This window comes from Streptomyces sp. enrichment culture (assembly GCF_964273255.1).
GTDB lineage: Bacteria > Actinomycetota > Actinomycetes > Streptomycetales > Streptomycetaceae > Streptomyces.
This window is the reverse complement of sequence record NZ_OZ186835.1, coordinates 4,097,693-4,122,437: the sequence shown is the minus strand read 5'-3', so window position 1 is coordinate 4,122,437 and position 24,745 is coordinate 4,097,693. Positions and strand designations below refer to the sequence as shown.

At 73.8% G+C, this 24,745-nt stretch carries 21 protein-coding genes; 13 read left to right on the top strand and 8 right to left on the bottom strand.

Annotation, left to right across the window (positions count from 1 at the left end):
• Nucleotides 1-181: 181 nt before the first annotated feature.
• Both ACSU53_RS17880 and ACSU53_RS17875 read right to left on the bottom strand, forming a co-directional pair.
• Complete coding sequence (locus tag ACSU53_RS17880; RefSeq protein WP_437033257.1) at nt 182-1,084, bottom strand: AraC family transcriptional regulator; 903 nt, start codon at nt 1,082-1,084, stop codon at nt 182-184.
• A gap of 174 nt (nt 1,085-1,258) precedes the next feature.
• On the bottom strand, nt 1,259-1,471 hold the full coding sequence (locus ACSU53_RS17875; protein ID WP_437028944.1) for a DUF4287 domain-containing protein: 213 nt from the start codon (nt 1,469-1,471) through the stop codon (nt 1,259-1,261).
• A 740-nt stretch (nt 1,472-2,211) separates the two neighbouring features.
• Here ACSU53_RS17875 and ACSU53_RS17870 point away from each other — a divergent pair.
• The 11 genes from ACSU53_RS17870 to ACSU53_RS17820 all read left to right on the top strand — a co-directional run bounded on the left by ACSU53_RS17870 (nt 2,212) and on the right by ACSU53_RS17820 (nt 11,089).
• Nucleotides 2,212-2,550 (top strand): RNHCP domain-containing protein, encoded by a 339-nt coding sequence (locus ACSU53_RS17870; protein ID WP_437033255.1) that lies wholly within the window; start codon nt 2,212-2,214, stop codon nt 2,548-2,550.
• A 24-nt stretch (nt 2,551-2,574) separates the two neighbouring features.
• The gene (locus tag ACSU53_RS17865) at nt 2,575-3,030 is read left to right on the top strand and encodes an RNHCP domain-containing protein (RefSeq protein ID WP_437028942.1); all 456 of its coding nucleotides are present in this window, start codon (nt 2,575-2,577) and stop codon (nt 3,028-3,030) included.
• Nucleotides 3,031-3,526: 496 nt separating this feature from the next.
• On the top strand, nt 3,527-3,721 hold the full coding sequence (locus ACSU53_RS17860; RefSeq protein WP_437028940.1) for a hypothetical protein: 195 nt from the start codon (nt 3,527-3,529) through the stop codon (nt 3,719-3,721).
• Nucleotides 3,722-3,837: 116 nt separating this feature from the next.
• A complete protein-coding gene (locus ACSU53_RS17855; protein ID WP_437028938.1) occupies nt 3,838-4,245 on the top strand; it encodes a YciI family protein in 408 nt (135 codons plus the stop codon).
• Between the two features lie 8 nt (nt 4,246-4,253).
• A complete protein-coding gene (locus tag ACSU53_RS17850) occupies nt 4,254-5,399 on the top strand; it encodes an RNA polymerase sigma factor (RefSeq protein ID WP_437033253.1) in 1,146 nt (381 codons plus the stop codon).
• Nucleotides 5,400-5,565: 166 nt separating this feature from the next.
• Nucleotides 5,566-5,787: a CarD family transcriptional regulator gene (locus ACSU53_RS17845; protein WP_362099531.1), complete on the top strand. Its 222-nt coding sequence runs from the start codon at nt 5,566-5,568 to the stop codon at nt 5,785-5,787.
• Nucleotides 5,788-7,000: 1,213 nt separating this feature from the next.
• Entirely contained in the window at nt 7,001-7,825 is an 825-nt protein-coding gene (locus ACSU53_RS17840; protein WP_437028936.1) for an SAM-dependent methyltransferase, read from the top strand.
• A 73-nt stretch (nt 7,826-7,898) separates the two neighbouring features.
• The gene (locus ACSU53_RS17835) at nt 7,899-8,591 is read left to right on the top strand and encodes a nucleotidyl transferase AbiEii/AbiGii toxin family protein (RefSeq protein WP_437028934.1); all 693 of its coding nucleotides are present in this window, start codon (nt 7,899-7,901) and stop codon (nt 8,589-8,591) included.
• A 343-nt stretch (nt 8,592-8,934) separates the two neighbouring features.
• Nucleotides 8,935-9,165, top strand: coding sequence for a hypothetical protein (locus tag ACSU53_RS17830; RefSeq protein ID WP_437028932.1), 231 nt, complete (start codon nt 8,935-8,937; stop codon nt 9,163-9,165).
• Between the two features lie 140 nt (nt 9,166-9,305).
• The gene (locus ACSU53_RS17825; RefSeq protein ID WP_437028930.1) at nt 9,306-9,815 is read left to right on the top strand and encodes a glutathione peroxidase; all 510 of its coding nucleotides are present in this window, start codon (nt 9,306-9,308) and stop codon (nt 9,813-9,815) included.
• Nucleotides 9,816-10,228: 413 nt separating this feature from the next.
• Complete coding sequence (locus ACSU53_RS17820) at nt 10,229-11,089, top strand: MerR family transcriptional regulator (RefSeq protein WP_437028928.1); 861 nt, start codon at nt 10,229-10,231, stop codon at nt 11,087-11,089.
• 275 nt (nt 11,090-11,364) lie between these two features.
• Here the strand turns inward: ACSU53_RS17820 and ACSU53_RS17815 are convergent, their stop codons facing one another.
• The 3 genes from ACSU53_RS17815 to ACSU53_RS17805 form a co-directional block, all read right to left on the bottom strand.
• Nucleotides 11,365-11,556, bottom strand: a complete 192-nt coding sequence (locus ACSU53_RS17815; RefSeq protein WP_362099549.1) for a DUF397 domain-containing protein — start codon at nt 11,554-11,556, stop codon at nt 11,365-11,367.
• Nucleotides 11,557-11,816: 260 nt separating this feature from the next.
• Nucleotides 11,817-12,674, bottom strand: coding sequence for a helix-turn-helix domain-containing protein (locus ACSU53_RS17810; protein WP_437028926.1), 858 nt, complete (start codon nt 12,672-12,674; stop codon nt 11,817-11,819).
• A gap of 538 nt (nt 12,675-13,212) precedes the next feature.
• Complete coding sequence (locus tag ACSU53_RS17805) at nt 13,213-13,971, bottom strand: GOLPH3/VPS74 family protein (protein ID WP_362099555.1); 759 nt, start codon at nt 13,969-13,971, stop codon at nt 13,213-13,215.
• Between the two features lie 237 nt (nt 13,972-14,208).
• Between ACSU53_RS17805 and ACSU53_RS17800 the strand changes: the two genes are divergently transcribed.
• On the top strand, nt 14,209-17,103 hold the full coding sequence (locus ACSU53_RS17800) for a D-alanyl-D-alanine carboxypeptidase (RefSeq protein ID WP_437028923.1): 2,895 nt from the start codon (nt 14,209-14,211) through the stop codon (nt 17,101-17,103).
• 182 nt (nt 17,104-17,285) lie between these two features.
• Nucleotides 17,286-19,394 (top strand): MFS transporter, encoded by a 2,109-nt coding sequence (locus ACSU53_RS17795; protein ID WP_437028922.1) that lies wholly within the window; start codon nt 17,286-17,288, stop codon nt 19,392-19,394.
• Between the two features lie 75 nt (nt 19,395-19,469).
• Here the strand turns inward: ACSU53_RS17795 and ACSU53_RS17790 are convergent, their stop codons facing one another.
• The 3 genes from ACSU53_RS17790 to ACSU53_RS17780 all read right to left on the bottom strand — a co-directional run bounded on the left by ACSU53_RS17790 (nt 19,470) and on the right by ACSU53_RS17780 (nt 24,610).
• Nucleotides 19,470-20,588, bottom strand: a complete 1,119-nt coding sequence (locus ACSU53_RS17790) for an ADP-ribosylglycohydrolase family protein (protein WP_437028920.1) — start codon at nt 20,586-20,588, stop codon at nt 19,470-19,472.
• 668 nt (nt 20,589-21,256) lie between these two features.
• Nucleotides 21,257-21,829 carry a hypothetical protein gene (locus tag ACSU53_RS17785; protein ID WP_437028918.1) on the bottom strand — a complete coding sequence of 191 codons (573 nt, stop codon included), beginning with the start codon at nt 21,827-21,829 and terminating at the stop codon, nt 21,257-21,259.
• A 192-nt stretch (nt 21,830-22,021) separates the two neighbouring features.
• Nucleotides 22,022-24,610, bottom strand: coding sequence for a bifunctional FO biosynthesis protein CofGH (locus ACSU53_RS17780; protein ID WP_437028916.1), 2,589 nt, complete (start codon nt 24,608-24,610; stop codon nt 22,022-22,024).
• Nucleotides 24,611-24,745: the final 135 nt, after the last annotated feature.

The following is a 24,745-nucleotide window of genomic DNA, read 5'->3' as shown; positions in this document are numbered from 1 at the left end:
GTGGGCCGGTGGGGGGAGCAGGGGCTGAGCGGCGGCCCTCCCCCGGGGGGCCCACACCTGACCCTCTCGGGACGGCCGCGCGCTCACTCTCCCCTCAACTCTGCCCCCGCTCCCCCTCAGCTCTGGCCCACTCCCCCTCAGTGCTGCCGCCGCTCCTCCTCAGTGCTGCTCCCGCTCCCCCTCAGTGCTGCTCCCGCTCGACCGGCAGCCACAGTTCGGCGTCGGCCTCCGTGCCGTCCGGGGACAGACGGGTGCGCAGGATCTCCGGGCCGGGGCGGGTGCGGTACGGGTTGGAGGGGAACCACTGGGCGTACACGTCGCGCCACAGCTCCTGGATCGCCCGGGGCGCCGGGCCGGAGGTGGTGAACACGGCCCACGTGCCCGCCGGCACCGGCAGGACGGTGGCACCGTCCGGGGCGTCCGGGGCGTCCGGGGCGTCCGGGGCGTCCGGGGCGTCCGGCGACGTGATCACTCCGTGGTAGTAGTCCAGTTCGGTGCCCTCGGCACGACTCGGGTCCAGGTCGTCGCAGACCGCCACGATGCCCCGCGGCTCCTGGTCGGACAGTCTCTCCAGGCGCTCCGACACCTGCGGGTCGATGCCCCGGACGAAGTCGATGATCGCCTGGTTCGGTCCCGCGTGCACCAGGGGTACCCGGGCCTTGAGCCCGACCACGGTGAAGTCCGGCCGGTCCACTACGCGGTAGCGCATGCTGCTGCTCCCTTCGACGGTGAGGCGGAAGGACAGCCGGGGTTGCGAGACGAGCGTCGCGCCCGTGCGCCGGGCCTCTCCCGGGCCGACACCGTGCATGGAACGGAACGCCCGGGCGAACGATTCGCCCGAGCCGTAGCCGTAGCGCACCGCGATGTCCAGCAACGACTCCCGGTCCGCGAGCACCTCCGCCCCCGCGACCGTGAGCCTGCGGCGCCGCACGTACTCCGACAGCGGCATGCCCGCGAGCGCGGAGAACATCCGGCGCAGGTGGTACTCCGACGTCGCCGCCAGACGGGCCAGCTCGGCGACGTCGAGCGGCCGGTCGAGCCGGTGCTCGATGTGCTCCAGGGTCTGGTTGAGACGGTCCAGCACGGTGATGTCCTTCCTCGTGACGATCACCACGCTAGGGAGCGGGGCCGCCCCCGGACCCGACAAGTCGTGCCCGATCCGGTCGGGTCGGGTGGGGCCGAGTGGGGCGGAACGGGGTGGAGCGGGGTGGAGCGGGGTGAGTCGCGTCGGGCCGGGCCGGGCCGGGTGGCGCCACCCCTACGCGGCACTGTCCTCCGCCAGGGTGTGGACGACCAGGGCGTTGGCGTGGCCGTGGCCGAGGCCGTGTTCCGTCTTGAGCCAGGTGACGAGCTCCATGTGCCGGGTGAGCGGAGACGTACGGATGAGGTCCTTCCACTCGTCGATCGGACGGCCGTACTTCTTCTCGATGGAGGGGAAGTAGCTGGCGGGACCCTTCACGGGATTGCTCATGGGTGCCTCGTTTCCGGGGGACGCGAGCGGTCGGCCGCCCGGTGGGCGCCGCTGTCGTGGGGAAGACTCCCGGGGCGCGGAGCATTCATCGGTCCCGGCGCGTGACTCCGGTCACAGCGACATCGCAGTGACATCGCATCCACACCGGCGAGGCAACGGCATCGGTGTCCGTGTCGGTGTCGGTGTCGGTGTCGGTCAAGCCGCGACCGGTACCGGTCGTCCCGTCCGGGCGGCGTGCGGGGAGGCCGGGCCGGCTGCCGGGGCAGGGGCGGCTGCCGGGGCAGGGCCGGCTGTCGGGGGCAGGGGCGGGGCGTCCCGGTCGGTTCGGTGGCGGGTCATGAGGGCGTTGCGGCGGTCATAAATGCGTTGACGTGCGCCGAGGCGGCTTGGTTGGCTTGCGGCTGCTCGCTTCGCTTCGTTCCGCTCCCCGCGGAGACCCCCGGAAAGGGTGTTTTATGACCCGGCTCGTGCCGAGTGCGCCTCGCCGCACCGCATAGTCGTCCGGCGTTCCCGTCGGACCGTGCGGTGGCGCGTCTTCGTACTCGGTTCCGCGTACCTCTGCCCTTCCACGGTTCCCGCGAGCCGTCCTGAGTGCGCGGTTCCCGCTCGGCGAGGCCGCTCGGCCTGCTCTTGCTGTCGTGACCCATTCCCAGCAAGGAGCACTCCGGGTGTCCCACACCAACCGCCATGACCACACCCACGGCAACACCACCCCCGGCAACAGCGACGCCCACAACACACTGAAGGTGTCCACCTTCGCGTGCGCGTGGTGCGGTCTGACCGTGTCCGTCGCCGCGTCCGACGGACAGCGGCGCAATCACTGCCCGTCGTGCCTGCACTCCCGGCACGTCCTCGACCACGTCGAGGGCGGGCCGAGCCAGTGCCACGGGCGGATGTCGCCGATCGCCATCGCCGTGCTGCGCACGGGCGACTGGTGCGTCGTGCACCGGTGCGTGCGCTGCGACGAGCTGACGTCGAACCCCGTCTGCGCGGACGACAACCAGCTCATCCTGATGCGGATGGCGGTACGGCCGCTCGCCCAGCCGCCGTTCCCGCTCGAAGCGTTCGGCACCCTCTGACGGCGCGGGAAGAGGGACGAGACCATGCCACGACGTACGCACTCCGGCACCTCCGGCCGCGATCGGCGCCGCGCCCAGCGGCCGAAGCCCCTGCCGCACCGCCGGGAAGGGCGGGACGGCCGGGACGGGCGGGGCGGGGGCCGGTCGGACGGCTTCCGCTGCGCGGGCTGCCGCCTGGACGTCCCCCGGGACGCGCCGGGCACCGCGCATCGCAACCACTGTCCGAGCTGCCTGGTCAGCCTCCACGTCGACCGCAGGGTGCCCGGGGACCGGGCGTCCGACTGCCGCGGCCGGATGGAAGCCCTGGGAATATCGACGCGGCCGGACGGTGAGTGGATGCTCGTCCATCAGTGCCGGTCCTGCGGCGAGCTGAGCGTCAACCGCATCGCCGGCGACGACAACGCGCTGGCCCTCGTCCGTCTGGCCCTCCGGCCGCTGACGGACTCCGGGATGGCGCATCGGGCCCTGCTCACGCTCTGACCGGGCATCGCCACGAGCGAGGGCTCTCGGACGAGGCGCGCCGGAGTGCGCGCCCGAGCGCCCGAGAGCCCTCGCCGATCCTCACCGGCCTTCACCGGCCCCCACCGGCCCTCATGGGCCCTGCCGTCGTTCCTACAAGTGATGCACTTCCCTTCCGAGCCCGAGCCGGCCCACGAGGGATTTGCCTTCACTTTCTGAATGCACACGCCCCGCAATTGAACAGCGCAGCCGCCGCCTCCCCCCACCCCCGCGCACTCCAGCGAAGAACCGTTTCCCCAGTGGAAAGCGGAGAGGCGACGGTTCCTGGACGGACCCATGTGACGCCCGATGCCACGGGAACCCACGCCGCCCCATTCCGTTTGTCTCCAGGTCTTGTATTCAACTTGTCACACCCCTAACCTCCAGGAAAGGCGAGGCAGCCGCCTTTTCCGTCCGGACTCCGGCCGGAACAAGTGGGCCCCGATGATCCGATCTCGCGGGAAGGGACACCCGCCTCGTGGACTGGAATTCCGTCACTCTGCTCGTTCTGGCCGTCTTCGGCTTCCTGGGTCTGTGCGTCATGCTCGCGGTCGCGCTCCTCCGCCAGCTGCCCGAACTGTTCGAGGCCTGGCACACGGCCAGGCGCTCGCTGCGCGGTCCGTCCGAGCCGCCCGTGTCCCAGCGCTCGGCCCGCCCGCGCAGCGACGACTGAACGCCGGGAGGAAGCCGCCGGAAAATGGTTCCGCGGGGGATGTCGAGAACGCGTGGCCCGCTCCGTCCCAGGGGTGAACGCGACCCACAAGGGGCGCACCGGAACGAGGAGACACCATGGCCAAGTACCTGCTGCTGAAGCACTACCGGGGAGCCCCGGCCGCGGTCAACGACGTGCCCATGGAGCAGTGGACGCCGGAGGAGATCTCGGCGCACGTGCAGTACATGAACGACTTCGCGGCCCGGCTGGAAGGGACCGGGGAGTTCGTCGACGGCCAGGCGCTGGCCCCGGAGGGAACCTGGGTCCGGTACGACGGCGAAGGGCGCCCTCCGGTCACCGACGGCCCGTTCCCCGAGACGAAGGACCTCATCGCCGGCTGGATGGTGATCGACGTCGACACCCACGAGCGCGCCGTCGAACTGGCCGGGGAACTGTCGGCCGCCCCCGGCGCGGGCGGGAAGCCCATCCACGAGTGGCTGGAGCTGCGCCCGTTCCTCACCGAGCCGCCCACCATCACGGAGTGACGTCATCCATGGACGAGTCCCTGCTGCGCACCCTCACGCCGAGCGTGCTCTCCGTCCTCGTCCGCCGCGGAGCCGACTTCGCGGCGGCCGAGGACGCGGTGCAGGAGGCGCTGGTCGAGGCGGTGCGCGGCTGGCCGTCCGGCCCTCCGCGCGATCCGAAGGGCTGGCTGGTCACGGTGGCCTGGCGGAAGTTCCTCGACGCCACCCGCGCGGACGCCGCCCGCCGCCGGCGCGAGGACCTCGTCGAGGAGGAACCGGCGCCCGGCCCCGCGCCCGCCGCCGACGACACGCTCCACCTGTACTTCCTGTGCGCCCACCCGTCGCTGACCCCGTCGTCGGCCGTGGCGCTCACCCTGCGCGCCGTCGGCGGGCTCACCACCCGCCAGATCGCCCGCGCCTACCTGGTGCCCGAAGCGACCATGGCGCAGCGCATCAGCCGGGCCAAGCGCACGGTCTCCGGCGTGCGGTTCGACCGGCCCGGCGACGTCGCCACGGTGCTGCGGGTGCTGTACCTGGTGTTCAACGAGGGCTACTCCGGTGACGTGGACCTCACCGCCGAGGCGATCCGTCTCACCCGGCAGCTCGCGGCCCAGGTGGACCACCCGGAGGTGGCGGGACTGCTCGCCCTCATGCTGCTCCACCAGGCCCGGCGGGCCGCCCGGACCGCGCCCGACGGCAGCCTGGTGCCGCTCGCCGAGCAGGACCGCGGGCGCTGGGACACCCGCATGATCGCCGAGGGGATCGGCATCCTCCAGGCGGCACTGGCCCGCGACCGGCTGGGTGAGTTCCAGGCACAGGCCGCCGTCGCCGCGCTTCACGCGGACGCGCCCAGCGCCGAGGAGACCGACTGGGTGCAGATCGTCGAGTGGTACGACGAACTCGTACGGCTGACCGACAGTCCCGTCGCCCGGCTCAACCGCGCGGTCGCCGTCGGTGAGGCCGACGGGCCGCGGGCCGGACTGGCGGCACTGGCCGGACTGGACCCGTCCCTGCCCCGGTACACCGCTGTGACGGCGTATCTCCACGAACGGGACGGCGACCTCCCGAAGGCCGCACAGCTCTACGCGGAAGCCGCCCGCAAGGCGTCCGACCTGGCCGAACGCGACCACCTGACCCGCCGGGCCGCCCAGCTCAACACGCGCCTGCGCCGCTGACGACGGCCGGCGGCCGAGGCCCCGGGCCGGGTCCGTCGGCGGACGCCTTACCGGTGACCGGAAGGGGGCGGGCGGTGCGCATGGGACTCCGGTCACGGGGTATGTGACCAACAAGCAACCGGAACGGCCTCACCAGGGTGCCGTCTCCGGGCGCATACTGGTGGCAATGACTAAGCCAGGTGCATCGAAGCGATATCTGCCCACCAGCCCCTTCAAGGCCCCGGTCGCGCCGCCGCCCAAGGAGTTCACGGTGGGCGACCAGGTCACGCACGACATGTACGGTCTCGGCCGCGTCCTCGGCATCGAGGACGGCATCGCCGCGCTCGTGGACTTCGGCTCGCGACAGGAGCGGATCCTGAGCCCGTACCACAAGATGACCAAGCTGTAGCGCGTCCGACCAGGGCGGCCGAACCGCCCCGCCGCCTCCGGGACCACACCGCCGGGCGGCGCCACCGTTGTGCCCGGTCACGGCACACCGGGTCCGCGCCGCGGACCCGCACCGAATGGGAGACCCTTCATCGACTCGACCCTGCTCTTCTCCAACCCGGAGGGGACGCCCCGCCACGCCGCCACGACCCTGCCGGTTCCGGCGACGGACCCCTTCCAGGCGCCGGACCTGCCGGACTTCCCCGACGCGGACGACCTGGCGGACTTCCCGGAGGACGAGGACCTGACGCCCCCGGCGACGTCCCGCCCGCCGTCCGCCGGCCGGTCCCGCGGGCGGCCCGCGGACGGCCGAACGGGACGGAACGACCGGAGCGACCGCAGCGACCGGAGCGGCCGCAACGGACGGAACAACCGCAGCGACCGACGCGGCCGACAGGGCCGGCAGGGCGGACAGAACCGACAGGGCGGGCAGGGCCGGAACGGCTCCTGAAGCGACCTGACTGGGCGGGCTATGCGCCGCGGCAGGCCGGAACGGCCGGCCCCGTGCGACGCCGGACGCCTGTGGTGCCGGCCGCCGCAGCAGCGCCCCTGGTCCGAGCATCGGCCCGGGCATCGGCGCAGACCTGGGCCGACGGCCGTCCGCCTCAGGGTGGGAGCGCCCAGCGCCCCAGCGCGTGCGCCGCCGCCCCGCGCAAGCCGACCCCGCGGGGCATGCCCCCAGGCAGGGCACGGCCGATCCCAGCAGCGCCGAGCCGTCGCAGCGCACCACACCCGTCACATCGCACGGTCGCACCGCACCCGTCGCATCGCGCCGGCCCCGCCCCCGCCTCGTCGGCCCCCCGCCTCCCTCGACAACGTGTGGGCCCGGCACAGCACGGCGGCACGCCCCGCCTGACCGATCGAGCACCGGTCGAGCACCGCTGCGTGCCGCCGCGTGCACTGGCATCCCGCTCACGGAGCCCGCCCGCCCCGCACCTCGGTCAGCCCGCGCTCACGGACCCCCGACCCCCCGCCGGCCCGCGCGGCCCGAAGGGCACGGATCACGCCGGACCGGCACCCGTGAACGACCGGCGGGAGCACGCCCGCACCCGGCGCCCGGAGCAGCGCCTCCCAGCCGCGGGGGAGGCCGCCGAAGTACCGTCAACTGGGGCCCGGGCCAGCCAGTTTGACGTAGGTTGGTCGCACTGTTTGCTCACCGCGTAGGAGGCTCAGCCGTGTCGGAGGACATCGCCCAGGACAGTGCCGGGTTCGAGACACGTGCCCGGATCGATACCAGCAGGCCGCACTCGGCCCGTTTCTGGAACTACTTCGTCGGCGGCAAGGACAACTACAAGGTCGACCGGCAGATCGGGGAGCAGATCAAGGAGATCTTCCCGGGGCTGGTCGACGTCGCGCACTCCAGTCGTCTCTTCCTCGGGCGGGCCGTCCGTCATCTGATCACCGAGCAGGGCGTGCGACAGTTCCTGGACATCGGTACGGGGCTGCCGACCGCGAACAACACCCACGAGGTGGCCCAGCGCGCGGCGCCCGAGTCGCGCATCGTCTACGTCGACAACGACCCGATCGTCCTCGCCCACGCCAACGCCCTGCTGACCAGTACGCCCGAGGGCCGCACCGCGTACCTGGATGCCGACCTGTACGACCCCGAGTCGGTGCTGCGTGCCGCCGGCGAGACGCTGGACCTGTCCCAGCCCATCGGCCTGATGATCCTCAACACGCTCGGCCACGTTGCGGACTACGAGCAGGCACGTGATCTCGTACGGCGCCTCATGGCGGGGCTCCCCTCGGGCAGTCACCTGGTGATCTCCGACAGCACCGCGACCAGCGAGGGCATGATCGCGGCCTCCAACGCCTACAACGCCAGCGGCGCGGTGCCGTACCACGTCCGCAGCGTCGAGGAGATCACCGGACTGTTCGACGGACTGGAACTGGTGGAGCCGGGTGTCGTGCGGGTGCCGGAGTGGCGCCCCGAGCCCGACGGTGCCGAGGACGACAACAAGGCCGTCGACGCCTTCTGCGGGGTCGCGCGCAAGCCGTAGACCGGGACGCCGTTGCTCACCCGTCCGCCCCCGCCGTCCGAGCCGGTCGGCGGGGGCGGACGATAATCGGGCCATGGCCTCTGCAGCAGTCGGGACGAACCCCGTGCACGAACGGCTGCGGGCCGATGTCCTGGCGGTCGGGGCGCCGTACGGGCTGGTCCTGGCCGGCGGGGACGCGGTCCGGGCGCACGGGCTGGTGGACCGCCTCACCGGAGGTGTCGACGTGGCCACCGAGCACGCGGCCGGGATGCCGGACATCGTCGCCGGGGTACGGGCCGGGCTGGAGGGGTGCGGCTGGACGGTCACCGTGGTGGAGGCCGACCCGCTCGGCGCCCGCCTGCTGGCCGGGGACCCCGCGACCGGCACGGAGTGCCGGGCCGACCTCCGCAAGGAGGTCTTGTGGCGGCCGCCCGTGCAGACGACGGCGGGGCCCACGCTCTCCCTGGAGGACCTCGTCGGCACGACGGTCCGCGCCCTGGCGGACCGGGGCCTGCCGCGCGACCTCATCGACGTGCACGCCGCCGCCCGGCTGTGGAGCCGCCCCGAGCTGGAGGAGCTCGGCCGCCGCCACGCTCCCGACACGTTCGACCTCGTCGACCTCCAGTCACGCCTCACCGGCACGGACTGGCTCGACGACGCCGAGTTCCGCGCCCTCGGCATCGACCCGCCGACGGCCGGCGCGATCCGGCGCTGGGCCCAGGAATGGGCGGACGACATCGCCGAGCGCCTGCTGGAGGGCGGGGACCCGCCCGAGGAAACGGACTGACCTCGCCCGATGCGCACACCGGTCGGGCACCGCATGTCCGGTCCGGCACGGGCTCAGCGGGTCGGGCAGGGGAATCCCGTCGGGCACCAGGGACCCGGTCGGGCACAGGCGCACCGGCCGGGCGCGGGAGGCGCGAGAACCGGAGCCCGACCCCGCCCCCGCCCCCGGTCCCGCGCCCTGCGCTCCGCGATCCACGCGCCACCGCAGTCGGTGCCCCGCTGGACGTTGCCCCGGTGGGTGCCGGCTCGTTGAGCCGCTGTGTGCGCCCGTCTTGCGGTGCATGAGGAACGAGGTGCGGTGCGGGTGTCGGTGCCACGTCACCCCCGTCACGAGGTGAGCCGGCATGAACGAACAGCAGGCGCGGGGCACACGGTCCACCCGGGGTGTGCGTCGACAGCGGGGCGGGACCGTCGCCTTCCTCCTGGGGCTGGTGGCGGGGCTGGTGTTCTTCGGGTTCTGTCCCGGACTCCCGCACGTCATCGACGAGGGCGCCGTCCTGGTGTCACTGACCGTGGGGGCGCTGGCCCGGTGGACCTGGCTCGCCCGATGCGACAGGTCCGTGACCGGGCCCTGAGAGGGGCGCGGGCGCGCCAGGCCCGAGCGGGGACCGCACGGTTCCCGGGTACCGGCCGGTCCCTGGACGGGGCGGTCGGGGAGGACAGGGCGGCCGGTGCCGGCGTACGGGGCGGGGGTGGCCGGGGCTAGCATCCGGGCATGACGACTGAATCGACGAACGGCAGCTCCCCCCTCGACGTGGAGATCGACGCGCTGAACGGCGGCTCCGCCGCGCTGGCGCAGTACAGCGGGCAGGCCGTGCTGGTGGTGAACGTGGCCTCGAAGTGCGGGCTGACGCCGCAGTACGCCGGTCTGGAGCGGCTGCACGAGCGGTTCGCCGGGCAGGGGTTCACGGTGCTCGGGGTGCCCTGCAACCAGTTCCTCGGGCAGGAGCCCGGCACCGCCGAGGAGATCGCGGAGTTCTGCTCGGCCACCTACGGCGTGACCTTCCCGATGACCGAGAAGGTCGAGGTCAACGGGAAGGGACGGCACCCCCTGTACGAGCGGCTGGTCGGCTTCGCCGATGCCGAGGGCCACAGCGGCGACATCCGCTGGAACTTCGAGAAGTTCCTGATCGGCCGGGACGGCAAGGTGCTCGCCCGGTTCTCGCCGCAGACCGAGCCGGAGTCGGCGGAGGTCGTGGCAGCGGTGGAGAGCGCCCTCGCCTGACCGCGGTGAGGTGACCATCGGGCGCGGGCCGGACCGGTACCCGTCGGACGGCGGCGGGTGGCCCGGGCCGGGGGTGGGGCGGCGACGACGGTGTCCCGCCGGAGGCCGGGCGGGGCGCGGTGCCGACGCGGTGCCTGCGCGAGCCGGGCTTCCGTACACGGCCACGTACACGGCCACGTACACGGCCACGTACACGGCCTCGCACACGGCCACCGGCCGCGCTTCCCCCAAGGGCGACCCCGTGCCGCCACCGGCCACGCGGCGGGGGCCGGCGGTGGCCACCGGTGGTCCCCCGGCTGCCCGCGCGACGAACGCCTCGTGGAGGTTCCCCGGCATCGTTGACCTTGCCCTTGGGGCAGGGCGCAGCGTGTGCGGTGCCGGGCGGACGGACCGCCCGGTGACGGAGGGATCCGGTGGACGAGGAACTGCTGAGCATCGGGGCGTTCGCGGCCCGGGCACGGCTGTCGGCCAAGGCGCTGCGCCTGTACGACCGGCTGGGGCTGCTGGCCCCTGCGCGGGTCGACGACCTGACCGGTTACCGGTACTACCGGGCCGGGCAGGTGGAACGGGCCCGGCTGGTGGCGCTGCTGCGGCAGCTCGACATGCCCCTGGCGCGGATCGCCGAGGTGGTCGACGCGGGCGACGGCGGTCTGGCGGCCGAGCGGCTCGCCGCCTACTGGGCGGACGTCGAGACACGGGTCGCCGGTCAGCGGACGCTCGCCGAGTACCTCCGTGGACGCTTGTCGGGGAGGAGCTCCGAGATGTACGGGAAGTTCGAGGTCGACACGGTGGACATGCCCGAACAGGTACTGATCACCGAGACGCGGCACACGCTGGCGGACGAGTTGCCGGCCTGGATCGGTGCCGCGCTGAGCCGGCTGGAGGAGGCGGCCCACGGGTGCGGGGGCGTGACCGGTGCGCCGTTCGTCGTCTATCACGCCGAGGTGTCGGAGGAGAGCGACGGCCCTGCCGAGGCGTGCGTGCCGGTCGCCGACGAGGCGGCGGCCCGCCGGTGGGCGGAGCGCGCGGGCGCGGCCCGTGGGGCGCGGGTGCGGGTGGAACCCGCCCACCGGCTGGCCCGGACCCGGATCACCAAGGCGCAGGTGGCGCACCCGCAGATCCTGGCCGCGTTCGAGGCGGTGGAGGAGTGGATGGCGGCCGAGGGGCTGTCGGCGGCGGGACCCTGCCGGGAGACGTACTTCGCGGACTGGGACGCGGCCGGTCCGCAGGACCCGGTGTGTGACGTCGCCTTCCCCGTGACGCCTTCCCGGTGACGGGCCGCTGAGCGGCGGGCTCGGCCCGGTCACGGGCCGGGCCCTCTCGGCAAGGACGGCGGACTCGACGAGAGGGCTCCGTGCACCCTGGCACCGCCCGGACCCCGATCGGTACCCAGGACGGGCGGTACCGGTCGTGCTGGTGCCGGGTGCGCCGGTGGCGCCGGGTACGACGGTGGGGTGTGTACCCGTGGTGAGGGTGCGTGCCGGCGTGGTGCCGCGGGCGCCGCACCCCCGGCGCCGTCACCGGGGATTCCGGTGACTCTGGCGTCCGGTCAGGGCTTCACCGAGGCGACGAAGGCGCTCCACGCGTCCGCGGGGAAGGCCAGCTTCGGGCCCTCGGGGATCTTGGTGTCCCCGAGTTCCAGCGCCGCCTCGGTGGTGGACCTGACCATCACGCAGGCGCCGTTGTTGTTGGTGTAGGAGGACGTCTTCCACGCTTCCGTGGCGCCCAGACGAATTGCCATGATCGCTCCGTAGCCAGTTGCTGAGTTGCTGTCACCGGCCTGCGCGTTCCGGCATGGACCCGCAGAACGGATTGCGCCAACCTGTCGTGCTGATTGGCGTGATCGACGCTACTCGCCAACATCCTCTTTCGGAGCAGCCGTTCACTCGACCGGATGGCATATTCCGGATGAGCAGGACGTGCAGGCATGGCAGACCTGTATGATTCCGCCCCGCCTCCGCCAGGAACCCCTTCCGCCCCGTCCGGGCGCCCGGCGGACGGTCAGCGCGCGTAGTCCTTGGCGACGCGTTCCACCAGCTGCCGGGACTGCTCGACGTTCAGCGACTGGGCCCGCAGGTGCTCGTACATCACGGTGTACTTCTGCACGTCGTGCGGCTTCTCCAGGTACAGGTCGCTCGTCACGCCCTCGATGTAGACCACGCTCGAGTCGGCCGCGTCGGCGAACTCCAGGATCGAGTACTGGCCGTTGATCCCGGCGTGCGCGCCGACCTCGAAGGGGAGCACCTGCACGGTGATGTGCGGCAGCTGGCTCAACTCCATGACGTGCTCCAGCTGTTCCCGCATGATCTGGCGGCTGCCGACGACCCGGTGCAGCGACGCCTCGTCGAGCACCACCCACAGCCGCAGCGGCTCCGTCTCGGCGGTGATGCGGCTCTGCCGGCGCAGGCGCACCTCCACCCGCTTGTCGTTCTCCTGCTCGGTGGACTCCGGCGAACCGCCCTGGACGATCGCCTCGGCGTAGGCGCGGGTCTGCAACAGGCCGGTGATGATCTGGGGTTCGTAGACACGCAGCGACTCGGCGTCGGTCTCCAGGCCGATGTAGACGCTGTACGGGATGTCGCCGAAGGCGTGCCACCAGCCCTGCTGACGGGAGTCCTTGGCCATCTGCATCAACGACTCGACGATGCGCTGGTCCTCCACCTCGTAGACCCCGCACAGGTCGCGGACGTCGCGCTGGCTGATGCTGCGCCGGCCGTTCTCCAGGCGGCTGATCTTCGACTGCGACACCAGCAGCCGCTCGGCCACCTCCTCCGCCGTCATGCCCTTGAGCTCGCGGAGCCTGCGCAACTCCTGGCCCAGCCGGCGTCGCCTGACGGTGGGATTGACATTGGACGCCACGGGACGTGCACCTCCGGCTGCGTGCCTCGTACTTGCTCGTACTTGCCACTATGCGTATCTGCTGTTCAGCAGATTGCCACCAAGGTGCTTCCCGCCGCTGGGAAACGGGCGGATGTGCGACGGCTCCGCACGGTCACCCCTCCGACGGGGTGCCGCAACGGGCGTCGGGTGACGTCGTGTTCGACTCGTACCGGGGGCCGGTCGCGGGCACGCCGGGCGGGGCGGCGGGGGGCTCTCGCCCTCACCGCCCCGCCCGGCAGCGGCTCCCGTGACCGGGTCCGAGCGCTCCCGTGGACGGGTCGGCGTGCTCCCGTGACCGGGTCCGTGTCAGCGGCGGACGGACGCGGGTCGCCGGACCGCCCGGACACCTCTCGGGTGGCCCGGCGCCCGGACGTGCGTGCCGTCCGTGCCGCGTCACGGCGCGGGACGGCCCGTCCTTCACGCCGTGGGCGGCCCGTACGCGCGGCGGGTGGCCCCTGAGTCGGGGACGTCGTCCGTTCAGGGGTCACCACGCGTCGTCAGCGGGCCACCCCGCGCGTCAGTGGGCCACCACGCGCGTCATGGACCCGCGGCGCGGTTGGGTCGGCACTCCTCGGGCGGGCTCCGCCGTGCCCCTGCCGCCCGCACCGGGCTGCCGCGCGGCCGCCGACGCCGGGCTGCGGCGCGGCTGCGCGGCCACGCCGTTCTGGACGTCCATCACGGCGTGCGCCACGAGGCCGCCCATCGGGTCGTGCCGGATCAGGTCCCGCAACCGGGAACGCGAGGACCGGCCCTCGTTCCCCGGGTACAGGTGCTTGCCGAGACCCACCGCGTGCGCCAGTGCGGCGAGCGCGGCGGTCCGCGGGTCCGGCGGCACGCCGGTCCGGATCGCGGAGTCCAGCCGGGCCCTGATCTCCCGGCTGATCTCGGTGTCCGTCGCCTGGTAGCGAGTCGTCGGCAGCACCCCGCACATCTGTCCCGCCACGGCATGCACCATGCCGCACCGCTCCAGATGCGAGAGGTAGGTCTGGCGGAGCCCGAGACGGGGCCCGCCTATCCAGTGGACGGCCCGTACCGGAGCGCCGCGCCTGCGCAGCAGCTCCAACGCACTGTCCAGTGTCGGATCTCCAGTCGGCCGTGGTACCACCACGGCGATACGATCCCCGTCTGGGGCTATCCGTCCGGCCAGCGCCAGCTCCACTAGCTGTGCTCCGGCCAGACCGAGGTCGAGCGACTGCGGCTGCGCAGTGGTACCCGTGGTCGGGTCCAGTGCGAGCAACAGAAGCTCCTCCGGAAGTGTTCTGCGGCTCCTGCCCATCCATGCCTCCCCGCGTGGATGTCTGACAGGGTGACCCCTCTCACATTGGTCTGTCGAGGGCGCGTGACCGGTTCGTAAGGGAACCGGTAGGTATGTCGTCCTCGTCTACCACGTGGGGCAGGCCCGCACACAGGACACTGGTACATGGTTCGGACAGCGCTGCCAAGCGCTGTCGCGGGCGGCGGTTCACGGTTCGGTTGGCGCACGCACGGCGTGCGGCACATGGAGGAGGCATCGGTGGCGGGCGAGTCCCCCGACAGGTCGAAGCAGCGTGCGTCGTCGGAAGAACCGACGCCGGGGAGCGCGGGTCCGGTTCCCGAGGCCAGGAGCGAGGCGGAGAGTTCCGCCGAGAAGCGCGATCCCCGGCTGGCGGTGACGCGGGAGCCCTCCTCGTCCGCCTCGGGCTCCTCCGGGGCGTCGGGCTCGTCGACGCGGGGCGGGGTCGACACGGCCACCCGCGTGCTGTCGGTGCGCGAGGCGCGGGAACAGCGGGAGCAGGACGGCGGGACCGGCAAGGGCGCCGATGACGCCGAGGGTGCCGAGCACGCCGAGGGTGCCGGAGAGGCCGCACGGAGCGGTGCTGCGGAAACCGCGTCGGACGCGGAGCCGGCGGCGGACGCCGAGGACTCCGCCGACGCCCAGGACTCCTCCGGCGACGCCCAGGACTCCCCCGGCGGCGCGCGTGACGGTGCCGACGACGACGGCGCCGGCGAGCGTGACGATTCTGCTGTGGCGACGGGCGACGCCCGGCTGCGCCAGGCCGTGGCCGCGTGGGTCCGCACGGCGGACCAGGACCAGGACGACGCGGCCCCCGGGAGCGGTGCCGCCGGCGAGGGCGCCGCCGGCGGCCGGACCGGCGGCGAGAGCGGCGCCGCCGACGTCCCGGCCGACGAGGACGCCGAAGCGGACACCAAGGACGCTGCCGGCACCACGGACACCGCGGGCGAGCCGGACGCCGAGCCTTCCGCCGCCTCCGACCCGTCCGCCGCGTCCGACTCCTCCGGGCCCGCGAAGCCCCTGGACGGCGCTGCCGACGACGAGACCCACGCCGACGAGGTCTCGTCCCCCGGGGACGCCCCGAAGGCCGCCACGGCCGCCTCCCGGGCCTCCGGCGCGCCCGGCAGGACCACCGAGGGCAAGGCCGGCACCGATGCAGACGCCGACGCCGACGACGCCACCGGTGACAGCGATGTCGCACCGAGGGCGCCGGACGACGCAGAAACCGACGACGGCGACGACGGCGAGGACCGCAAGGACACCGACGCCGAGGACACCGAGGACGCCGAGGACGCCGAGGACGAAGGCGCGTCCGGCGGGGAAGAGCGCGGCGCGACCGGGGACGCGGGACGCGAGCGTCCCGTCGATCAGCCCACGGCCGTGTTCCGCACGCCCCGGCCCTCCACGCCCCGCGTCGACCAGCCCACCACCATGCTCAAGCTGGGTGACGCGGCCACCGCGTCCCCCAAGGACGGCCAGGACGGCCAGGATGGCCAGGACGGCAAGGACGGCCAGGACGCCGCCGAGGAGGCCTCCGCCCCGCCCCGGCAGGCCGGCCAGGCCGCGGGAAACGGCAAGGCTCCGGCGGGCGAGGAGAGCGACGAGGGCCCGGAGGACCGGGCCGCCGATCGGGGCGACGCGTCCGGCGCGGACGGAGTCCCCGCCGAATCGCCCGCGGAGCGGACCAGCAAGTTCGTCGCGCTCAAGCCGCTGGACGACCCCGGCACCCGCAAGCCGCCGGTCACCGAGGCGACCACCGCCCTGCGGACCGTGATGCCGGCCGCGCCGCCCTCCGAGCCCACCTCGGCGCTCCCGCAGGTGGAGCCGGAGCGGACCACGCAGCAGCCGCTGCCGCCGAAGCCGCCGCTGGACCTGCTGGCCGAGCTGACCAACACCCCGCCGCCGCCGGAGACGCCGCTGCGGACCGCCGTGCGGCGGGTGAAGATCTGGACCCCGCTGGTCCTGCTGCTCGTGATCATCTTTGCGGTCGTACAGAACATGCGTCCACTGCCCGAACCGACGCTCGAACTCACCGCGAAGGACGGCTTCACCTTCGAGGGCGGCAAGGTCGACATCCCCTGGCCGGCCGACGGGCAGGCGGCGCTGGACGTGCAGGGCATCGGCTCGTTCGGGTCCTCCGGTGAGCAGAAGCCGGTGCCGATCGCCAGTGTCGCCAAGGTCATGACGGCCTACGTGATCCTGCGCGACCACCCGCTCAAGAGCGGCGCACAGGGCCCGATGATCAAGATCGACGACGCGGCGGAGAAGCAGTCCGACGCCGGGCAGGAGTCCACCGTCGACGTCACCGCCGGCGACGAGATCTCCCAGCGGGAGGCGCTGGAGAGCATCCTGATCGCGTCCGCGAACAACGTGGCGCGCCTGCTCGCGCGGTGGGACGCGGGGTCGGAGAAGGCGTTCGTGGAGAAGATGAACGCCGCCGCCGAGGACCTCGGCATGACCAACACGACGTACACCGACCCCTCGGGCCTGAACAACACGACCGTCTCCACGGCCGTGGACCAGGTGAAGCTGGGCAGGGCCGCGATGAAGCAGCCCGCCTTCCGCGAGGTGGCCGCGATGATGTCGTACGACGACTACAAGGGCGTCAACCACTCCAACTGGAACCAGCTGGTCGGCCACAACAACGTGGTCGGCATCAAGACCGGCACCACCACCTCCGCCCTGGGCAACCTGCTGTTCGCCGCGAAGAAGGACGTCGACGGCGAGATGCGGACCATCGTGGGCGCCGTGGTGCGCCAGCCCGCCGGGGGGAAGGACAACACCATCCTGAGCGCGGCGCTGACCGCGGGCGACGAGCTGATCCGGGCCGCGCAGGACGCGCTGGAGTCGGCGACCATCCTGAAGAAGGGCGAGGTCGTCGGGTACGTGGACGACGGGCTCGGCGGCCGTACGCCGGTCGCGGTGACCGAGGACGTGAAGGCCGTGGGCTGGGCCGGGCTGTCGGTGGAGCTGACGTTCGCCGCGGACGAGGTGCCGCACGAGGCGAAGGCGGGGACCAAGGTCGGCTCGCTGACCGTGGGGGACGGCACGAGCAGCGCCGTCAAGGTGCCCGTCGCCCTTCAGGACGATCTCGTGGAGCCCGGCTTCACGGCCAAGCTGACGCGTCTCGCCTGATCGACGGCGAGGCGCGGGCACGCCCCGTCCGCCGGCCGTCCTCCACCGCGGGGGACGGCCGGCGGGGTGCGTGCTAGCGTCACGAATCGGGCAGGTCGCCGGTCCCCGGAACGCGGTGGTGGACACCACGGCGGACGGGACGCTGCCGCGAACAGAAGACGGGACACGGGGAGTGCCTACAGGTGGCCACTGCGGAGCCGACACGCGCCGACGACGCCGATCCGGGCCCGGCCTCGGGTGCGCGAATACCCACGCCCGGAGCACGACACCGCCCGGCGGACCGGCACGCCCCCGGGGCTGAGACCGGCCCGGGTGCCGATGCGGGCGCCGGTACCGATACAGGCACCGGTACCGATACAGGCGCCGGCACCGATACGGGTGCCACTGCCGGAGCCGCAGCCGATGCCGCCACCGGCTGCGCCCCCGCCCCCGCCTCCGCCTCCGCCTCCGGCACGGCCGCGTCCCCGGAGCGGCCCGGACCTGCCGCCTCCGACGCGCCCGCGGGCCCGGCCTCCGCTCCCGTCCCCGCCCCCGGCCGCCCCGGCCGCCCCGACGGGTCCCGTCTGCCCCGCCCGGTGCGGGCCGTACGGGCCCGGATGCTGCGGCACCCGGTGCTGTCCGTCACCGCGCTCGCCGGGGTCCTGCACATCGTCTGGTTCTTCACCTTCGCCAACAGCGGCGGCGACCTCGCGGCGCAGGACGCCTGGGCCGAGTTCGTCGGCCGCCACCCGGACCAGGCGTACAACCTGGCCTGGTACGGCGGCATGCACCCGGTGTCGTACAGCGTGGTGTCCCCGTATCTGATGTCCCTGCTCGGCGTGCGGACGACGATGATGATCGCCGGGACCGTGTCGGCCGGGCTGCTGACCCTGGTCCTGATGCGCAGCCGGAGTGTGCGCAACCCCCTGTGGGCGGCGCTCGCGGGCGTGTTCGCGCTGCTGTGCAACGCGGCCTCGGGGCGGGTGACGTACGGGCTGGGGACGATGTTCGCGCTGGGCGCGGTCGCCGTCGTCTTCTGCTGGCCGTACCGCTGGCGCTACAAGCGGTGGGCGAAGGCGCTGTGCGCGGCCCCGCTGGCGGCGCTGGCGACGATGGCCTCGCCGGTGGCCGGTCTGTTCGTGGGGCTGGTGGCGGTGGCGCTGTTCCTGCAGAAGCGCCGGCCGGGGGCGTGGGCGCTGGGGCTGGCGCCGACCGCGGTGGTGGCGCTGTCGGCCTGGCTGTTCCCGTTCTCCGGCACGCAGCCGATGGGGTTCGGCTCGGTGATCCTGCCGCTGGTGTACTCGGTCCTGGTGGTGTTCCTCGTGCCCCGGGAGTGGCGGACGGTGCGGATCACGGCCGGGGTGTACGGGCTGGGCGTGGTGCTGGTCTGGCTGATCAGTTCGCAGATCGGCTCCAACATGACGCGGCTGGCGATGCTGTTCGCGGGCGTGGTGCTGGTGGCGGCCCTGCCGTTCGCGGTGCCCCGGAGCCGGAAGTGGTACGCGATCGTCGTCGCGTTCGTCGGCTTCACGGTGTGGATCGGGTTCAAGTCGGTCGACGACGTCGTGCACACCACCCCGGCGGCGTCCTGGGCGCGGGAGCTGGCGCCGCTGGTGAACGAGCTCCAGGAGGTCGGCGCGGAGCGGGGCCGGGTGGAGGTCGTGCCGGCCCGTTCGCACCGGGAGGCGTCCGCGCTCGCCCCGTACGTCAACCTGGCCCGCGGCTGGAACCGGCAGGCCGACATGGAGCGCAACCCGCTGTTCTACGACGACACCCTGAACTCGGCGAACTACCACGAGTGGCTGAAGCGCTGGGCCGTGCACTACGTGGTGCTGCCCAAGGACGAGCCGGACGGGGACGGCGGCGAGCGGGAGCGGGAGCTGGTGCAGCGCGGGCTGCCGTACCTGAAGCAGGTCTGGGGCGACGCGAACTGGCAGCTGTTCGAGGTGGTCGACCCGACGCCGCTGGCCGAGCCGAACGCGGCGGTCGAGCGGGCCGAGCAGGGTGCGATGACGATCCGGGTGGAGAAGGCGGGGCGGGTGCTGATCCGCGTCCCGTACTCGCCGTGGCTGGGCCTGGTCGACGCCGAGGGCACGGCGCTGGAGCCGCCTCGGGAGACCGAGGAGTCCGAGAACCGTCCGGAGGGTGAGCCGGCGACGTACGAGAACGTCAACGGCTGCCTGATGGAGACGGAGGAGGACGCCAACGGCGACATGTGGACGGTGCTGCTCGCGCCCGAGCCGGGCACCTACCGGCTGGCGGCGCCGTACAAGTGGTCGCGGGGTACGCCGTGCCCGGAGGAACTGCGCTGACCGGTGCCGGGCGCCCCCGGCCGCACCCGGGTGCCCGCCGGTCGCGGCCCGGCCCGTCCGGCGGGGCCGCGGCGCTCAGACGGCGCGCGGGTACCGGGCCAGCCAGGCGGCGGAGGAGGCGGTGGGGCTGTGCAGGGCGGCGCCCTGGGTCATCTCCATGGCGAAGTCGTCGGCGAGTTCCAGGACGGTGGGGCGGCCCTCCAGCTCGGCGAGCCAGGCCGGGGGCAGGGCCGTCTCGCCGTGCAGGGCGCCCAGCAGTCCGCCGGTCAGCGCCCCGGCGACGGCGCTCGGCCCGTCCTGGTTGACGGCCAGGCACAGGCCGTGGCGCACGTCCTCCGCGACCAGCGCGCAGTAGACGGCGGCGCCGACCAGTTCCGCCGCGGTGCCGGTGCCGCTCAGCCGGGAGACGCGTTCCGGGGTGGGCATGCCCTGCCGGACCGCGCCCAGGGCCTGCTGGAGGGCGTTCGAGACGGTGTCGTGGCCGGGCAGGGCCGACAGCAGGGCGAGGGCGCTCTGCACGGCCGCGTCCGGGCTCTCGCCCCGGGCCAGCGCGTGCACGGTCACCGCGTACGCGCCCGCCGCGAGGCAGGCGTCGGGGTGGCCGTGGGTCTGCGCCGCGCACTCGACGGCGAGCTGGGCGACCAGGTTCGGCTCCCAGCCGACGAGCAGCCCGAAGGGCGCGGACCGGGCGGCGGCCTCCGGGCCGGGGTCGCCGGGGTTCTTGGGGGCCTCGGGGGTGCCCATCGTGTCGTCGCCGAGGCCCAGCAGCAGGGCCCGGGCCGGGTCCCGGCGGGCGTACAGCCACTCCTCGCGGGCCAGCCAGCCGTCGTCCTTGCGGCGCTCGTCGGGCCCCCAGTCGCGCTGGGTGGTGGCCCAGCGCAGGTACGCCCGGTGCAGGTCGGTGGGCGGGTGCCAGGCGCCGGTGTCGCGGCGCACCTGGGCGCGGATCAGCCCGTCCACGGAGAACAGGGTGAGCTGCGTGAGGTGGGTGACGGCGCCTCGGCGGCCGTAGGCGGTGCCGAGGTCGACGACCCCGGCGGCGCCGTGCGCCTCGCGGATGGCGTCGGTGGTGAGGGCCGCCACGGGCGCGCCCAGCGCGTCCCCGAGGGCCACGCCGAGCAGGGTTCCGCGCACCCGGCTGCGGAAGTCCTGCTGCTCGCGGCGCCCCCACACGGGCCCGGTCGTCGCACCCACCCAGACCTCCCAGGACACCGTGCACACGTACGACGCCCAGCACTGTAATCGAACGGGGACGGGCGGCTCACGGGCGCGGAGCGGTATGGACCCGGGGGCCCGAGTGGTCGCGGCTGTGCCCGTCCGGCCGGTTTGCGGCGTCCCGGGCGGGCCGTGTCCCCGGGCTGCCGGGGGCGTGGGAGCGCCGGCGGGCGTGCCCTCGCCCGGCGGGCACCGACGCCACGGGGGCCGCGTCGTCCGGGCCGGGGCCCGCGAGGTCGCGGACCACCTCGTCGTACCGGGTGCGGGCCCAGGTGGAGGCGGGGCTGAGCTGCAGGGCGCGGTCCAGGCCGGCCAGGGCCTCCTCGGGGACGTCGCCCGCGCTCTCGTCGGCGTGGGCCGTCGACGTGCCCCGGTCACGGCGATCCGCTCGGCCTCGCGGAGCAGCCGGGTCCTGCCGGCGCCCGTGCTGCCGTGCGCGTGGAACGGGAACCGGTGGCGCGGGTGCTCGGGCGGGGGCAAGTTCCGTCGGAACGGCTCACGTTCGGCGCTCCGGGCCACCGGGCCGGTGCGTCTGCGCCGCGCGGCCGGGCCCCGCGTCGACAGCCGGCCCCGTGCCGCCGGCCGTCCCCCTCGTCCTCGGTGACGCCGACGCGCTCATCTGTCGCAGGGGCCGGTACGGCAGAGGGTTATTCGACCACCCGTACGGTGGTGCCGGCCGTGCCGAAGGCCCACAGGGCGGTGCCGTCCTCCTTGGGGACGCGGATGCCGCCGGTCTTGGCGCCCGGCTCCGCGGGCGGCGGGGACGAGCCGTCGACGGCGTTGGAGAACGCTATGGAGACGCCCGCCCTGGCGGCGAAGTACATGATGTGCTCGACCTGGACCCCGTCGCTGCCGGTGGTGGCCTCGGTGCGGGTGCCGATCGTGTAGCTGCCGGGCTCCGGGTCGACCGTCCCCGGCCAGACCGGGAAGGTGCGGCGGGCGGCGTCGCTGGCGTCGACCAGCCACACGCGCTTCAGGCCGAGCGAGTAGACGACGCGGCGTCCGGTGCCGGAGTCGGCCGGTACGGCCTCCGGGTTCTTCCGGGAGGGGGAGGCGGACGGCTTCGGGTCGTCGGCCGTCGCGGACGCGCTGGGGGCGCTCGTGGCGGCGGGCCTCGGCTTGGGGCCCTGGTCCGCCTGCACCGCGAGGACGGCCACCACGGCCAGCGCACCCGCGGTCAGCCCGGTCACCCAGGCCCACGAGGGAAGACGGGCAGGCAACGGTACGCATCTCCTCGGTCGGCGGAGTTCCGGCCCCCGAAACCGGAGGTCGGATCATCCTACTGCCCGTTTCCGAGCCCCCTCGGCCCGTCCCCGGGCTCGCCCCGGCCGGAGGCGGCCCCGCTCGCGCTGCCCGCGGATCCCGAGGCCGCCGCCGCTCTCCCGCCTCCCGGCCGGGTCCCTGCCCGCCGCTCAGTCCAGCACCGGCAACAGCTCCGGCAGGTGCCCGTCGGACGCCTCCGCCGCGCGCCTGCGCTCCTCGGGGACCTCCCCGTAGAGCGTCGTGCGCGGCTTCGCCGGGCGGCCGGCCGCCTCGGCCACGGCGACGAGGTCCTTGACCGACTTGTAGGAGCCGTAGGAGGAGCCCGCCATCCGCGAGATCGTCTCCTCCATCAGCGTCCCGCCGAGGTCGTTCGCGCCGGAGCGGAGCATCTCGGCCGCGCCTTCCGCGCCCAGCTTCACCCAGCTCGTCTGGATGTTGGGGATGTGCGGGTGGAGCAGCAGCCGGGCCATGGCCGTGACCGCCCGGTTGTCGCGGACGGTGGGGCCGGGCCGGGCGATGCCGGCCAGGTACACCGGCGCGTTGGTGTGCACGAAGGGCAGGGTGACGAACTCGGTGAAGCCGCCCGTCTGTTGCTGGATGCGGGCCAGGGTGCGCAGGTGGCCGAGCCAGTGGCGGGGCTGGTCGACGTGGCCGTACATCATCGTCGAGGAGGAGCGGATGCCCAGCTCGTGGGCGGTGGTGACGACCTCGATCCAGGTCGCCGCGGGCAGCTTGCCCTTGGTCAGGATCCAGCGGACCTCGTCGTCGAGGATCTCGGCGGCCGTGCCCGGGATGGTGTCCAGGCCGGCCTCCTTCGCCGCGGTCAGCCACTCGCGGACCGACATCCCGGTGCGGGTCGCGCCGTTGACGACCTCCATCGGGGAGAAGGCGTGCACGTGCATCCCGGGGACGCGGGCGCGCACCGCCCGCGCGATGTCGAAGTACGCGGTGCCGGGCAGGTCCGGGTGGATGCCGCCCTGCATGCAGACCTCGACCGCGCCGACGTCCCACGCCTGCTGGGCGCGGTCGGCGACCTGGTCCAGGGAGAGGGTGTAGGCGTCGGCGTCGGTGCGGCGCTGGGCGAAGGCGCAGAAACGGCAGCCGGTGTAGCAGACGTTGGTGAAGTTGATGTTGCGGGTGACGATGTAGGTGACGTCGTCGCCGACCGCCGCCCTGCGCACGTCGTCCGCGATGCGGCACAGCGCGTCCAGGGCCGGGCCGTCGGCGTGCAGCAGGGCCAGCGCCTCGGCGTCGGTGAGCCGGGTCGGGTCGTCGGCGGCGGTGTTCAGCGCGGCGCGCACGTCGGTGTCGACGCGCTCGGGCACGAGCCCGGGGGCGGCGGCCTCGCGCAGGGCCTCCCAGTCGCCGTACACCTCGTCGAAGTCCGCGCGGCGGTCGCCGGTGCGGCCCTCGGTGTCGATGGTGCGGTGCAGGTCGGTGCGGCCGGTGGCGGTGAACGCCTCGTCCGGCTCCTGCCAGGGCAGGCCCTTCGGCAGGGCGTCCGGGCGGGCCAGGCCGGTGTCCGGGTCGGCGAGCGCGGCCACGTGCGGGCGCAGCCGGGGGTCCAGCCAGGGCTCCCCGCGGCGCACGAACTCCGGGTAGACGCAGAGGCGTTCGCGCAGTTCGAACCCGGCCGCGCGGGACGTCTCGGCCAGTTCGTCGATCCGGGGCCAGGGCCGCTCGGGGTTGACGTGGTCGATGGTCAGCGGGGAGACCCCGCCCCAGTCGTCGATGCCGGCCGCGATGAGGCGGCCGTACTCGGAGTCCACCAGGTTCGGCGGGGCCTGGATGCAGGCGGACGGGCCGAGGACGTGCCGGGCCACGGCGACCGTGGCGACCAGCGCGTCGAGTTCCGCGTCCGGCATGCCGCGCATCGCGGTGTCCGGCTTGGCGCGGAAGTTCTGGATGATCAGTTCCTGGATGCCGTGGTGGGCCCGGGAGATCCGGCGCAGCGCGAACAGGGAGTCGGCGCGCTCCTCGTGGGTCTCGCCGATGCCGATGAGGATGCCGGAGGTGAAGGGCACCGAGGAGCGTCCGGCGTCCTCCAGCACCCGCAGCCGCACGGCCGGTTCCTTGTCCGGGGAGCCGTGGTGGGGGCCGCCGGGCTCGGACCACAGCCGGGTCGCGGTGGTCTCCAGCATCATGCCCATCGACGGCGCGACCGGCTTGAGGCGCTGCAGGTCGGTCCAGGTCAGCACGCCCGGGTTGAGGTGCGGCAGGAGGCCGGTCTCCTCCAGGATGCGCACCGACATGGCGCGGACGTAGGCGAGGGTGTCGTCGTAGCCGTGCGCGTCGAGCCACTCGCGCGCCTCGGGCCAGCGGTCCTCGGGCTTGTCGCCGAGGGTGATGAGGGCTTCCTTGCAGCCGAGGGCGGCGCCCTTGCGGGCGATGTCCAGCACCTCGTCCGGCGACATGAACATCCCGTGCCCGGCCCGCCGCAGCTTGCCGGGGACGGTGACGAACGTGCAGTAGTGGCACTTGTCCCGGCACAGCCGTGTCAGGGGAAGGAAGACGCTCTTGGAGTACGTGATGACGCCGGGCCGCCCGGCCGCCTCCAGGCCGGCGTCCCGCACCCGGGCGGCCGAGGCGCACAGGTCCTGGAGGTCCTCGCCGCGGGCCTGGAGCAGCACCGCCGCCTCGGAGACGTCCAGGGAGACGCCGTCCCGGGCCCGCTTCAGGGCGCGCCGCATGGAGTTCCCGGTCGGGCCGCCGGTTCCGGAGGTCACGGAAGTCGTCATTCCTTGAGCATACGTTCGGGGTGATCGGGCCGGACGGGGGCCGCCACCGGCCACCGTCCGCGGACGCCCGGCGCCGGGACCCCCGCGGGGCCCTCCCGCGCCGCGACTCCCGCACGGCCCGCGGGACGTGCGCCG

What these genes read in the sequence shown, in the direction of transcription:
- ACSU53_RS17830 (WP_437028932.1), top strand. Translation starts at nt 8,935, where the DNA reads ATGAACGAACAGCAGGCGCGGGGCACACGGTCCACCCGGGGTGTGCGT.
- ACSU53_RS17850 (WP_437033253.1), top strand. Translation starts at nt 4,254, where the DNA reads ATGGACGAGTCCCTGCTGCGCACCCTCACGCCGAGCGTGCTCTCCGTC.
- ACSU53_RS17835 (WP_437028934.1), top strand. Translation starts at nt 7,899, where the DNA reads ATGGCCTCTGCAGCAGTCGGGACGAACCCCGTGCACGAACGGCTGCGG.
- ACSU53_RS17780 (WP_437028916.1), bottom strand. Translation starts at nt 24,610, where the DNA reads ATGACGACTTCCGTGACCTCCGGAACCGGCGGCCCGACCGGGAACTCC.
- ACSU53_RS17815 (WP_362099549.1), bottom strand. Translation starts at nt 11,556, where the DNA reads ATGGCAATTCGTCTGGGCGCCACGGAAGCGTGGAAGACGTCCTCCTAC.
- ACSU53_RS17825 (WP_437028930.1), top strand. Translation starts at nt 9,306, where the DNA reads ATGACGACTGAATCGACGAACGGCAGCTCCCCCCTCGACGTGGAGATC.
- ACSU53_RS17875 (WP_437028944.1), bottom strand. Translation starts at nt 1,471, where the DNA reads ATGAGCAATCCCGTGAAGGGTCCCGCCAGCTACTTCCCCTCCATCGAG.
- ACSU53_RS17865 (WP_437028942.1), top strand. Translation starts at nt 2,575, where the DNA reads ATGCCACGACGTACGCACTCCGGCACCTCCGGCCGCGATCGGCGCCGC.
- ACSU53_RS17845 (WP_362099531.1), top strand. Translation starts at nt 5,566, where the DNA reads ATGACTAAGCCAGGTGCATCGAAGCGATATCTGCCCACCAGCCCCTTC.
- ACSU53_RS17855 (WP_437028938.1), top strand. Translation starts at nt 3,838, where the DNA reads ATGGCCAAGTACCTGCTGCTGAAGCACTACCGGGGAGCCCCGGCCGCG.
- ACSU53_RS17805 (WP_362099555.1), bottom strand. Translation starts at nt 13,971, where the DNA reads ATGGGCAGGAGCCGCAGAACACTTCCGGAGGAGCTTCTGTTGCTCGCA.